Origin of the sequence: Adhaeribacter radiodurans (assembly GCF_014075995.1) — a bacterium.
Classification (GTDB): domain Bacteria; phylum Bacteroidota; class Bacteroidia; order Cytophagales; family Hymenobacteraceae; genus Adhaeribacter; species Adhaeribacter radiodurans.
Genome location: NZ_CP055153.1, coordinates 1,144,231 through 1,156,718 on the forward strand (window position 1 = coordinate 1,144,231; position 12,488 = coordinate 1,156,718).

Annotated in this window: 11 protein-coding genes and 1 pseudogene; 6 read left to right on the top strand and 6 right to left on the bottom strand. The window is 35.5% G+C overall.

What is annotated here, in order from left to right:
* Nucleotides 1–209 precede the first annotated feature (209 nt).
* The 6 genes and pseudogenes from HUW48_RS26955 to HUW48_RS27555 form a co-directional block, all read left to right on the top strand.
* Entirely contained in the window at nt 210–1,859 is a 1,650-nt protein-coding gene (locus HUW48_RS26955; RefSeq protein WP_182414643.1) for a glycosyltransferase, read from the top strand.
* The gene (locus HUW48_RS05080) at nt 1,822–2,835 is read left to right on the top strand and encodes a polysaccharide deacetylase family protein (RefSeq protein ID WP_182414644.1); all 1,014 of its coding nucleotides are present in this window, start codon (nt 1,822–1,824) and stop codon (nt 2,833–2,835) included. The genes HUW48_RS26955 and HUW48_RS05080 overlap by 38 nt, the downstream gene beginning before the upstream one ends.
* A gap of 12 nt (nt 2,836–2,847) precedes the next feature.
* Nucleotides 2,848–3,762: a glycosyltransferase family 2 protein gene (locus tag HUW48_RS05085; RefSeq protein WP_182414645.1), complete on the top strand. Its 915-nt coding sequence runs from the start codon at nt 2,848–2,850 to the stop codon at nt 3,760–3,762.
* A gap of 4 nt (nt 3,763–3,766) precedes the next feature.
* On the top strand, nt 3,767–4,783 hold the full coding sequence (locus HUW48_RS05090; RefSeq protein WP_182414646.1) for a glycosyltransferase family 2 protein: 1,017 nt from the start codon (nt 3,767–3,769) through the stop codon (nt 4,781–4,783).
* Nucleotides 4,784–5,118: 335 nt separating this feature from the next.
* Nucleotides 5,119–5,271, top strand: coding sequence for a transposase family protein (locus HUW48_RS05095; protein ID WP_262891522.1), 153 nt, complete (start codon nt 5,119–5,121; stop codon nt 5,269–5,271).
* A gap of 18 nt (nt 5,272–5,289) precedes the next feature.
* Nucleotides 5,290–5,738 (top strand): annotated as a pseudogene (locus HUW48_RS27555) (IS982 family transposase); the annotation flags it as partial.
* A gap of 297 nt (nt 5,739–6,035) precedes the next feature.
* On the opposite strand, the gene fcl reads toward HUW48_RS27555, so the two are convergent.
* The 6 genes from fcl to HUW48_RS05135 all read right to left on the bottom strand — a co-directional run bounded on the left by fcl (nt 6,036) and on the right by HUW48_RS05135 (nt 12,486).
* The gene (gene fcl, locus HUW48_RS05110; protein WP_182414648.1) at nt 6,036–6,980 is read right to left on the bottom strand and encodes a GDP-L-fucose synthase; all 945 of its coding nucleotides are present in this window, start codon (nt 6,978–6,980) and stop codon (nt 6,036–6,038) included.
* Complete coding sequence (gene gmd, locus HUW48_RS05115) at nt 6,981–8,093, bottom strand: GDP-mannose 4,6-dehydratase (protein ID WP_182414649.1); 1,113 nt, start codon at nt 8,091–8,093, stop codon at nt 6,981–6,983.
* Between the two features lie 928 nt (nt 8,094–9,021).
* On the bottom strand, nt 9,022–10,167 hold the full coding sequence (locus HUW48_RS05120) for a DegT/DnrJ/EryC1/StrS family aminotransferase (protein WP_182414650.1): 1,146 nt from the start codon (nt 10,165–10,167) through the stop codon (nt 9,022–9,024).
* Nucleotides 10,164–11,147 (bottom strand): NAD-dependent epimerase/dehydratase family protein, encoded by a 984-nt coding sequence (locus HUW48_RS05125; RefSeq protein ID WP_182414651.1) that lies wholly within the window; start codon nt 11,145–11,147, stop codon nt 10,164–10,166. The genes HUW48_RS05120 and HUW48_RS05125 overlap by 4 nt, the downstream gene beginning before the upstream one ends.
* Nucleotides 11,140–11,508 (bottom strand): DMT family transporter, encoded by a 369-nt coding sequence (locus HUW48_RS05130; protein ID WP_182414652.1) that lies wholly within the window; start codon nt 11,506–11,508, stop codon nt 11,140–11,142. The genes HUW48_RS05125 and HUW48_RS05130 overlap by 8 nt, the downstream gene beginning before the upstream one ends.
* Entirely contained in the window at nt 11,509–12,486 is a 978-nt protein-coding gene (locus HUW48_RS05135) for a glycosyltransferase (RefSeq protein WP_182414653.1), read from the bottom strand.
* Between the last annotated feature and the right edge of the window lie 2 nt (nt 12,487–12,488).

The following is a 12,488-nucleotide window of genomic DNA, read 5'->3' on the forward strand; positions in this document are numbered from 1 at the left end:
GTTAATTGAATGTGTAGGAATAGAGAAAAAATTATTATGCCATATATGCTATAAATGTTTCTAGATAATGCAATAGAATAGTAATATTTTCCGAAACATATAAGTACACTGGTTTCAGGTTAAGTAAGTTTTAAGATTTACTTTTAAACATTAGACTGTAAAGCAATAATTTTTCTTGAAGTTAAAAATAGTTATACGTTCTTATTTCTATGTTGCCTTTGGAACCTTTTTTAGTTTCAGTTATTATCCCCTGTTATAATCATGGTCTTTATTTGCACGAAGCAATTGAAAGTGTTCAAAAGCAATCGTACCAAAACATTGAAATAATAGTGGTGGATGATGGTTCTACTGATGATACAAAACTAATTGCAGCTAATTATCCTCAAGTAAATTATATCTACCAAAAAAATCAAGGTCTTTCGGCGGCCAGAAATACCGGCATTAAAGCTGCTATCGGAAGTTTCTTGGTATTTCTGGATGCTGACGACTTATTGTATGAAGATGCTATTGCCTATAATGTCAAGATTTTACAACAGAACCCCGAAACAGCTTTTATATCCGGGGCCCACGACTTGATTACTTCGGATAAAAAAAAATTTGATAAAGGTGATATTGAAATATCATCAGATCACTATGCGCATTTGTTGAGGGGTAATTACATTGCAATGCATGGTACCGTTATGTATAGACGGTGGGTATTTGATGAATTCCAGTATGATGAGAATTTAAAGGCTTGTGAAGATTACGATTTGTACTTGAAAGTGGCCCGAAAACATCCTATTTTGCATCATACGGTTAAATTAACGGCTTACCGGTTTCATGGTGCCAATATGTCGGATAACATTCCATTGATGTTAACGCAAGCTTTAACGGTACTTAAGCGCCAAGAGTTTCAATTAGATTCAAAGTTGGAGAGAAAGGCCTATCGTGAGGGATTAAGGAATTTCAAAGAATATTACTGCAGTGTACTTTATGCTAGCCTTAAAATTGGTAAAACAAGTCCTTCCAAAAATGCCTTGCATGTTCTTTGGAAATTTAAGCCAAAATTTTATATTCGTTACTTGTTAACACAATTTTTAGTGAGAAATGCAACAATAAAAAAAAGAGCCCCTGCCTTTAGTTTACGTTTATTACATCGGCTTGGTCTATTTCAAAATTACAAACCGAAAGTGGGGAAAGTAGAACCAGGCGATTTTAAAAGCTTAACTCCTTTCAGTGAATATTTTGGCTACGACCGCGGTGGGCCAATAGACCGCTATTACATAGAAAATTTTCTTCAAAAAGAAGCTGCCAGCATCAGAGGACGCGTTTTGGAGATTGGTGATAATGAGTATACTTTACGATTTGGCAATAAAAATGGTCTGCAAAGCGAAATTCTGCACGTAAATGATAGTAATCCTGCTGCTACCATTATTGGTGACTTAAGCAATGCTCCTCATATCCCTGATAACAGTTTCGAATGTATAATTCTTACTCAAACATTGCATTTAGTTTACGATTATAAAGCTGTAATCCGTACTTGTTTTCGAATTTTAAAACCAGGCGGTACTTTGTTGCTTACTGTTCCTGGCATAACACCAATAGATCACGGTGAATGGGGGAAAACTTGGTTATGGTCCTTTACCGGTCGGGTTATGGAAAGAATAATAACGGATGTTTTTCCGTCTATTAATGTAGAAATAAAAACCTTTGGAAATGTTTTTGTGGCTACTGCTTTTCTGTATGGAATGGGTTTGCCAGAATTAAAAAAAGAAGAATTAGATTTTGAGGATTCACATTTCCAAGTGATAGTTACTGCTAAAGCTACAAAGCCGGTATCGCATGAAAATATATCATTGGCTGAAGAAAAAAGTATATAAAATATATGAACAACCTACTCTGGTTTTAATGTACCATAGAGTGGGTCAACCGGAGGTTGACCCATGGAAATTATCTGTAAGCCCGTTAAACTTTGAACAACAACTTCAAGTTTTAAAAAAAACCGGGTTAGTAGCTCCCTCCTCGCAACTTATAGAGCAAGTAAATGCTAAAAATGTAAAAAGATCCCGTGTTGTTCTTACTTTTGATGATGGATATGCTGATAATTTTGAAGTAGCTAAACCCATTCTTGAAAAATATGAATTACCTGCTACGTTTTTTATAAGTACCAAACACATAGACCAATACAAGGAATTTTGGTGGGATGAATTAGCGCGTATTTTACTACAAACTTCATCTCTTCCTCGGCACCTGAATTTGAATCTAAACGGAACTAGGTTTTATTTTGACTTACAAACGGAAGAAACATTAACCGAAGTAACAGAACAAAAAATTAAACTTTGGAATGCTTACTTAGAGCCTACTACTCTCCGTGCTCAACTTTATATTAAACTATGGAAGCTCTTAAGCCCTTTACCTTATGCAGAACAGCAAGAAGTATTATCTAATGTGAGAGACTGGGGCAAAATTCCAAATCAACCTTGCATTAGCAATTTCTCAATGACCTTGGAGCAACTGCGTGAATTAAGCCGTAATAAGTTATTTGAAATTGGGTCTCATACTGTTTCTCATCCAGCACTTGCATGTTATTGCGAGGAAGAACAACGAGTAGAAATCGCTGAGTCCAAGCGGTTTTTAGAGTTTCATACAAACTCTATCATTCAATCTTTTGCTTATCCATCTGGAAATTATAACGAGACAACATTACAAATTTTAAAGCAACTAAGTTTTCAGATTGCTTTTACTACTCATGATGTATTAGTAAATAAACACACAGATCCTTATCAAATTGGCCGGTTTCAGGTTAATAATTGGACTAAGGATGAAATGAAGAAGAATTTGTACTCATTGTTTTAATTTTCCTCTTTTATGTTTGCTAATCCGTTGATTTCCGTAATCACATGTTTTCTAAATGAAGAACTTTATTTAGAAGGTACAATTGAAAGCGTTCTTCGCCAGAATTACCAACATTGGGAATTACTTTTAATTAATGATGGGTCTACTGACCAAAGCCCAGCGATAGCTCAGAAATACGTTCAAAAATATCCTGATAAAATTTTCTATTTGGAACATGAAAGTCAGGTTAACAAGGGTACGAGTGCTAGCCGTAATTTGGGAATTAAGCATTCCAAAGGGAAGTTTATTGCTTTTTTAGACGGCGATGATGTATGGATGCCCTCTTTATTGCCGAATTTATTAAAGTTAATGCAGCAACATTCGGTTTCAATGGTTTGCGAAGCAAGTAATTATTGGTACAGTTGGAAAGAATCATCGAAATCCGATGAAATTATACCTATTGGTGTCACTCCCAATTGCTTGTACTTACCATCTCAACTGTTGTTGTACTTATATCCTCTCGGTAAGGGGGCAGCACCTTGTATTTGCGGTATTTTAATAAAAAAGGAAATCTTAGTAAAGCATGGTGGCTTTGATGAAAATTTTAAAGGAATGTATGATGATCAAACTTTTTTGGTTAAGATTTATTTACACGAACCAGTGTATATTTCAGATGATTGCAACAATAAATACCGGCAACATTTTGATTCATTAGTATCTTCTTCCCACTCTAGCGGACGGTACAGTCAAGAGCGAAAGTTATTTCTGGAATGGTTAAAACTCTATTTTAAAAGCATTCATCTGAGCAATGCAGAAATAAAAGGCCTTTTGAATAAGGCATTATTTCCGTACCGTTATCCTTTGTTCTATAATTTGTATAAACTACTTCAAGCCATTCATATGGAGATAATTTCTTTCTTGCAAATACTTCAGCGTAGAATTCTTTGAACTTATGGTAAGACCTAAAATTTCGGTTCTAATGCCGGTTTATAACGCGGCTGCATATTTGGAGGAGTCGATAGGAAGCATTTTAAATCAAACTTTTACCGAATTTGAGTTTTTGATTTTAGATGATGGATCAACAGACGGTAGTTTAAACATTATCCAATCCTTCTCAGATCCTAGAATCCGTTTCTATAAAAATAAAAAAAATGTTGGAATTTCTGCCACTTTAAACAAAGGTATTGAATTAGCTCGCACGGACCTAATTGCCCGCATGGATGCGGATGATGTTTCTTACCCTAATAGGCTTCAAAAGCAATATGATTTTATTCAGGCGCACCCGGAGGGAGTTATATTTACGTGTTGGGCAGCCGAAGTTAACGAAAACAGAAAATTGATAAAAATTGAGCATTTTAATCCTGAATACTATTATTTTAATATGACTTTCTCTAATTGGATTTATCATCCTACAATGGTATATCGACGGGAGGCAGTTTTAACTGTAGGCAAATACAGTGTACCCTATTCTGAAGATTATGAGTTAGTTTGGCAACTTATGCGCAAATATAAAGCTTTTCATCAACCGGAAGTTCTTTTAGATTACAGGATTAACGAACAGAGTCTGAGTAATCATGCAAAAAAGAACGAGTATAAAGCTGCCTTTCTACAGCAAGTTCGTAGAAACATACAATTCTACCTGGATGATACTCCTATAAACGTAGAAGATTGGCAGTTGGAGTATCTAAGCAATGATTTTGTAGCTACTTTGAAGGAAAAAAACATACAGAGTGTCATATATTGTATAGAATTATTAGATTCTATTACAAAAAAAATATTTGAAAAGGAAAATATAAACCGGGTTCCAGCAAATATTAAACCTGCTGCTAAAATTAAAAGGGATTATTTAATTTTTCAATTCTATATTATAAGTGGTTTTTACAAAGGAATAGTTATGTTATGGAAGACTAGTAGTTGGGGTTTAATGAAAAAAATTTTTTTTTTAAAGTTGAAAAAATGCATTCCCTAGGAATCAATGACCACATTATTAATTCAAATTATAGACTAATATGGCAATCTAACAAGTTAGACTTTGATTAAATCGAAATCTTTCTCAATGGATACAGTATAATCGTGCATTCATTGAATGAAAGGTTACGTGAATCAAATGCAATACCTCCTTTATAAGTTAATCTAATTTATCTTTAAAGTGGGTATGTTTATTAACACATCATGTTAAACACAATTGCGGGAGCAAAATTCACCATTTGTTGTTTTTATTTATAAATCAGGTATGGATAAGTATATAAAAAATTATACTAAACGGCGTAGTGTATTGTGCGTTGAAATTTGCTGAAAGATATTTTGCTACTTAGTTTTTGTGCGGTGATGAATGGAGCAGAGAATGATGATAAGATAGCTACTTATGGCGAGCAGAAGGAAGTGTTCCTACATACTTTTCTGACCTTACCCGGTGGCATACCCTCGCACGATATTATCTTGTTGATGATCAACTAGAGAGCGACTCAGACGCAAGGAATAACCTTCAATGACTCTATTGCCTTAGCTGTCTGTGAGAACACGCGCATCCCAGTCCACCAAATGTTTGCCGGTGCAGCCAAGCGAGGCAAGACCAGAATAAGTTGGTTCTTTGGCTTCAAGCTCCACTTAGTAATGAATCATCAAGGAGAGATGCTCTCTTTCTGCCTCACCCCGGGCAATGTAGATAATCACAAGCCTGTCGAACAACTTACCCGAAAACTGTGGGGCAAAGTTTTTGGGATAAAGGCTACTTCAGTAAAAGACTGCAAGCGAAACTCAAAACTAAAGGGATAGACCTAATTACCAAACTCCGTAGCAATATGAAACAAAAGCAATTGAACTAGTTAGAACAATTCCTGCTGCGTAAAAGAGCTTTAATTGAATCGGTGCATGACTTTCTTAAGAACACCTGCCAGATACAGCACACCCGGCATCGCAGTTGAAGCAATTGGTTGGTGAATCTTATTTTAGGCTTAGTTGCTTATTCTTTCTTGCCCAAGAAACCACAACTTAAGTTTATTCCGGAGGGTATTAAGACCCTATTTAACTAGTTTAACTCGAACTCACGTTAAGATTAGATATTCTGGGCCGTGCAAAGTTGAATAAACCGTTTGTAGTTTAAATGTAACAATGATTTGCTAATACCTAAGATATCTATAAACGATTAAGAAAGATTTGCGGCCGCTTTTTGGGCAATAGTGGCCGCCGATGCTACCAGCTAAAATAAATATAGATAGGTATTACGCATAGCTCCAATTGCAATTAAAATTTTTTGCTTCTTCGTATACCTGCCGGATGCCTTCTTCTAAAGATATATGTGCTTGCCACCCAATTGAATTTAGTTTAGAAACATCCATTAATTTACGAGGAGTACCATCCGGTTTACTTGGGTCAGTTATGATTTTTCCTTCATATCCTACCGTTTTCTGAATAAGCTTAGCTAAATCCATAATGGAAATATCATAACCTACTCCTATATTTATAAACCCGGCTTCGTTATAGGTTCGCATTAAAAATAAACAAGCATCGGCTAAATCGTCTACGTGCATAAATTCCCGCATTGGGGTTCCGCTCCCCCAAATAGTTACCGTAGGTTCCTGTTTATTATGGGCCATAATAAACTTGCGAAGTAAAGCCGGCAATACATGTGAAGTAGTTAAATTATAATTGTCATTAGGTCCATATAAATTAGTTGGCATGACAGAAATAAAGTTACATCCGTATTGAATACGATAAGAATCGCATAATTTAATACCAGTGATTTTTGCTATTGCATACGCTTCATTGGTAGGTTCTAATTCACCGGTTAATAAGTATTCTTCTTTTAATGGTTGGGGAGCAAATTTAGGATAAATACAAGATGAGCCTAGAAATAACAACTTTGTTATTTTGTTCATATAAGCCGCATGAATTACATTACTTTGAATCAAAAGATTATCGTAAAGGAATTCTGCAGGATAAGAGTTATTAGCAACTATGCCTCCCACTTTTGCCGCGGCTAAAAACACATAATCTGGCTTTTCTGTGGCAAAAAAATTATTAACTTCTTGCTGATTTCGTAAGTCCAGTTCTTTAGTGGTACGATAAATTATATTAGTATATCCTTCTTTTACTAATTTTCTAACAATAGCCGAACCAACCATGCCTCGGTGGCCGGCTACATATATCTTATCACTTAATTTCATTTATTCAAATTGATTTTTTACGCGATACCCTGCTTCCTTTAACATCTTTTCCTGCGTGAAATACTCTAAATCTGCCTCCATCATTTCTTTTACTAAGGCAGTTAAATCATACTTTGGTTGCCAGCCTAGTTGCGTCATGGACTTGGTAGGATCACCAATAAGTAAATCTACTTCCGTTGGCCGGAAGTAACGGGGATCTACAGCTATTACTTCTTTTCCTAGTGTTACTTGATAATCGGGATGAGCACAAGAACTAACTATTCCCTTTTCGTTTACTCCTTCTCCAATGAATTCCAACTGAATGCCTAACTCACCAAAAGCCATTTTAACAAAGTCTCGCACAGTGGTAGTAACTCCAGTAGCAATTACATAATCTTCAGGCTTTTCCTGTTGCAAGATTAAATACATTGCTTGAACATAATCTTTCGCATGTCCCCAGTCACGACGAGCATCCAAATTTCCTAGAAAAAGTATTTCTTGCAAACCCATAGCTATTTTAGCAGCTCCGCGGGTAATTTTCCGGGTAACAAAAGTTTCGCCTCTTAAAGGGCTCTCATGGTTAAACAGAATGCCATTACAGGCATACATATTGTAAGCTTCCCGGTAATTTACTGTAATCCAATAGGCGTATAATTTAGCTACAGCGTAAGGAGAACGAGGGTAAAAAGGAGTAGTTTCGGACTGTGGTACCGCTTGTACCAACCCGTATAATTCGGATGTAGAGGCCTGGTAAATTTTAGTCTTTTCAGTTAAGCCAAGAAGCCGTACTGCTTCAAGAATACGGAGAGTTCCAATTCCATCAGCATTAGCGGTATATTCAGGGGTATCGAAGCTCACTTTAACGTGGCTCATAGCTCCCAAATTGTAAATTTCATCGGGCTGAACTTGCTGAATAATCCGGATAATGTTAGTGGAATCACTTAAATCTCCATAATGCAACCGAAAACGAACATTATCTTCATGGGGATCTTGGTATAAATGATCAATACGTTCTGTGTTAAATAAAGAGCTTCTGCGTTTAATGCCATGTACTTCGTATCCATTGTCTAGTAATAAATCTGCAAGGTAAGCGCCATCCTGACCCGTTATTCCCGTTATTAAGGCTTTTTTCATTAAGTAAATTTAATCTAGCGTGTTTATTTTAATATTCTTTTAATAATGTTATTTAAACCATTTTTATAAATGATGCTACCTAAAACGATAGCTGTGCTTCTATTTTAGATATTACAATTAAACTGTATATACTAACTTATTTACTTTTTATCATAGCTTTAATTCAAGATTCTAGAGATATCAGAGATAAATCTTAATGCTTAAATGATTTTAAGAAATCTAATCGTTCGTACCTTTTTTTCAGTAATTAATTAATAGTAAAATTACTCTTATAGTGTTTAGCCTACAAAAACATTTAGATTAAAACTTTAAAAAGGTTCGACATTCTTTATTTATTAGCAAGGTGCTTAAGCAAGTTGGATGTAGTTGCATTGGTAATTTGATTGAATCAGTTATATTTCTTATTGGATCTATGTCTTACTTCTTAAAGGGTAATATAAGTAAGTGTTGGTGAAGTAGACCTCCTTATTAAATAGGGTAGCCTTACCTTTGTGAGTTAAGTTATGGATAATTGGATAGGAAAATCTCAGCTAGATTTGACAGGTTTTATTGAATACCACTAAGAGCATTTTATCATAGAATATAGAACCAAAATGAAGCTTTAACTTTAAATATTTTATGTTTTAATTATAGATTTAAAGCTTTTTACATCTTATTTTACTGATATCAAAACGTGCTAAAAAATTTTATACCTAACTAAATTCAAAACATTATTAAAACCTAACGCTCTGCCTTCTTAATTGAAGATAAATTATTCCTTAACTTTGATTTAATAGAAAAGCCTGATAAAGTATTCTTTTTAGATAATTATCACATTTATCCTATAACCTTGATAGTATAAAAGCAAAGTAGACAAAAACCTCGGATCGTTGATTTTATCAATGGCTCTACCTATTAACTAATAACCTAAACTCCTAAGTAAACCTTTTCAAGTATTAAAAACTTTTGGCTCTACTATTTCCAGAAAGGATTCAACAACATAGTTGATTTGTTCCTCACTCATAGGGATATAAAGTGGAAGTAAAATAGAGTTGTCTTGTAAATCCTCCGAAATAGGTAGCTTTGTATGCGCTTTGTAATCCTTATAAGCGGACTCCCGGTGGGTTGTCATGATACCTCTCCTGCTGGTTACGCCTTTATCCAATAAAGTTTGCATTAGAGTGTTTCTGGCTATTGAAGAAGAATTTTTTAGATAGATGCTGTAGGATTGATAATTACTAAAATAGCCATCCTCTTCTAATGGTAACCGGATAGATTTTATATTTTTAAAGGCTTTGTTATAAGTAGTAGCAATTTTTCTTCGTTCTTCAACAATCCAGTCAAGTTTCTCTAGTTGTTTAATGCCCACAGAAGCTTGTATATCTGTCATGCGGTAGTTGTAACCAACCTCTACATGGTCTTCGAAGATCACTTTATTTGCCTCATGGCGTACCCGATCGTTTACTGACATGCCATGCTGTCGTAATAACTTAAGTCTATTATAATAATCTTCCCGATTAGTAGTAACCATACCGCCATCACCAGTTGAGATAACTTTTCTTGGGTGGAAAGAAAAGCAAACTAGCTCAGAGTGAGAACCAATCTTTTTACCTTTATAGGCCGAACCGGCGGCACATGCAGCATCCTCTATTAATTTAAGGCTATGCTTTTTACAAATCTTTTTAAAGGCATCTATATCTGCAGGCATTCCTATCTGGTGTACAACTAGAATTGCTTTAGTTCTATTTGTGATTCTCCTTTCTACATCAACAGGATCGAGGTTGTATGTATTAGGTTGTACCTCCGCAAACACAGGGATTGCTCCAACATATTTTATAGCATTTGCTGTGGCAATATAACTCATAGAGGGACAAATTACTTCATCTCCTTGGCCAATTCCAGCCACGATCATAGAAAGGTGTAATGCAGTTGTGCAGTTTGACACTGCTACTGCATATTTTGCCCCTGTATGAGCCGCAAATTTTTCTTCAAATTCTTGAACTTTTGGTCCTTGAGTGATCCAACCGGTTAGTATAGTATCATAAGCGGCCTGCGCTTCTTCTTCTGTTAAATAAGGTTTGGCAATAGGTATCATATACTTACTTCTGTTGCTTTTTTCTTTTTAAAGTACCATTGACTGAGTTCAGTTAACCCTTCTTCTAAGGTTACTGTTGGCTCAAAGTTTAGTAACCTTTTAGCTTTGCTGTTGTCTGCTAACCGCCTGCTTACCGGATTTACGGTATTTTCTTCTCTGAATTCTGGTATAAGTGTAGAATTATTTACTTTTAGTAGAGCATCTAATAATTGCTTCAAGCTGGTTTCTTCACAATTGCCTACGTTAAAAACTTCATCAGTCACTTCCGATAGCAATGCTGCAATATTAGCTTTGGCTACATCTCTGACATAAACAAAGTCCATAGAAGTACTGCCGTCTCCATAAATCAAAGGAGAATTGCCATTGCTTATACAATCAAGCCATCTAATCATGACCTCGGTATACTTCCCATCCGTGTCCATCCGGGAACCATAAACATTAAAATATCGGAGTGCTACGTAATCCAAACCGTAGGTAAATTTAAAACTGCGAAATAATTGTTCACCCCAAAGTTTTGCTCCACCATAAAAAGTTTGGTTATCGTAAGGGTTATCTGTTTCCGGGGTAGGAAAGTGTTGGGCCAAACCATACACCGAAGCACTGGAGCTATAAATTACCTTTCTCACTTTATACTTTACGCATAATTCAGCCAGGTTAAAAGTAGATCGCAGCATTACTTCGAAACCTTCCCGGGGGTTGGCAGCACAGGCATTTATGCGCAAAGCGGCCATATGAAACACATAATCAATCCCTGCTATACAATTTTCCAGTAATGTGGTGTCCCTTACATCCCCTTCAATAAACTTAACTAGTGGATTTTGGATAAAGGAATTCATATTCTCAAGACTGCCCCGAATGAGGTTGTCAAGAATAATAATTTTTGCAGGCTTGCTTTTAAGCAACTCTTCTACTACATAAGAACCAATAAAACCGGCACCTCCGGTGACCAATATGCTGCTGTTTTGAATTTTATTATGCATGAGCTTGATTATTTAAACTAAGGACAATGATTCCGCTGATAATAAGTATAAAGCCGATAAAGGAGAGGGTAGATATCTTATCCTGAAACAAATAGTAACCAACACCAATTGTTAAAATAAAATTTATACCTGTGGCTATAGGTATAATCATCGAAAAACTATTTGTTGACAGTGCTTTAAAAAACACCAGCGCTGAAAGAACAATTAGAAGAAAAGCAGCTATAAACGGAAGATTAAATATAAGCATAAACCATTCATTTATAGTTTCTAATCTCTTACCTTTTAACTGCCATTTAATTAAAGCAGCTCCAGAAACGTTAAATGCCGCATAAAGCAAAATATAAATTATTGTTTTAATCATTTACTTGAAATCAATAAGGACTCTACTATTTTCTGGTATTACCTCCTGAACCTCTTCTACAATTTCATCTATAACAAACACAGGTCTTTTTCTACTTGCATCAAGGGTTCTCCATAGGTATTCTGCAATAATTCCCAAGGAAATATTAGTTATGCCAAAACCAACCATCAAAATTGATAACAATGCTGGCCAGCCGCTTTCCAGGTCATCAAAAATAATTTTCCGGAATATTATATAAGCTGTCCAAATAATTCCCAAAAAGAAAAAAACGACCCCAATAAAAGAAACTAACCGGATGGGTGCAAACGAAAACGCCACAAAAGAGTCAATAAGTAGCTTTATTTTCTTTGATAAAGTCCATTTAGATTTACCTAATACTCTTTGCCGCTTATCATAATTTATTCCGGCTTGTTTAAAACCCAAACTCAGAATCTGGATAAAGACGGATGAATTATTTTCTACGTTTGTATCTAAACATGCCTTTACCTTTTTACTAAACATCACAATATCAAACCCCTTTTTAGGAAAATTAGAAACTGCGTATTTACGCATTAAGGTGGCATAGGCCGAAGAAAATAGTTTTTCCGTTTTAGCTACTGCTGTGGTGTTGCGGAAAGCCCAGGTGATATCGACTCTTTTATTCTCCATCTCCTCAAAAAGTTGGGTAACAAGCGTGAGGGGATCCTGGAGATCGGCATACATAAAAGTGATATAATCACCTTTGGCGGCTAGAATACCTGCCCGTAAGGCAGCATGTGAACCAAAGTTTCTGGAAAAGCTTATAATTTTATAAGTGTAGGAATGATGAGGTGCCCGCTTTAGTTTGCTCATGGTATCATCCGATGAACCATCGTTTATAAAAATTATCTCCGTGGAATATCTCGACTCATTTTCGAAGTAAGAATTTAACTCATATATCAGGTTATCGATATTTTCTTCTTCGTTAAAGACTGGTATGATAACGGTTACCTTTACCATAA

What these genes read in the sequence shown, in the direction of transcription:
- HUW48_RS26955 (WP_182414643.1), top strand. Translation starts at nt 210, where the DNA reads ATGTTGCCTTTGGAACCTTTTTTAGTTTCAGTTATTATCCCCTGTTAT.
- HUW48_RS05080 (WP_182414644.1), top strand. Translation starts at nt 1,822, where the DNA reads ATGAAAATATATCATTGGCTGAAGAAAAAAGTATATAAAATATATGAA.
- HUW48_RS05085 (WP_182414645.1), top strand. Translation starts at nt 2,848, where the DNA reads ATGTTTGCTAATCCGTTGATTTCCGTAATCACATGTTTTCTAAATGAA.
- HUW48_RS05090 (WP_182414646.1), top strand. Translation starts at nt 3,767, where the DNA reads ATGGTAAGACCTAAAATTTCGGTTCTAATGCCGGTTTATAACGCGGCT.
- fcl (WP_182414648.1), bottom strand. Translation starts at nt 6,980, where the DNA reads ATGAAATTAAGTGATAAGATATATGTAGCCGGCCACCGAGGCATGGTT.
- gmd (WP_182414649.1), bottom strand. Translation starts at nt 8,093, where the DNA reads ATGAAAAAAGCCTTAATAACGGGAATAACGGGTCAGGATGGCGCTTAC.
- HUW48_RS05120 (WP_182414650.1), bottom strand. Translation starts at nt 10,167, where the DNA reads ATGATACCTATTGCCAAACCTTATTTAACAGAAGAAGAAGCGCAGGCC.
- HUW48_RS05125 (WP_182414651.1), bottom strand. Translation starts at nt 11,147, where the DNA reads ATGCATAATAAAATTCAAAACAGCAGCATATTGGTCACCGGAGGTGCC.
- HUW48_RS05130 (WP_182414652.1), bottom strand. Translation starts at nt 11,508, where the DNA reads ATGATTAAAACAATAATTTATATTTTGCTTTATGCGGCATTTAACGTT.
- HUW48_RS05135 (WP_182414653.1), bottom strand. Translation starts at nt 12,486, where the DNA reads ATGGTAAAGGTAACCGTTATCATACCAGTCTTTAACGAAGAAGAAAAT.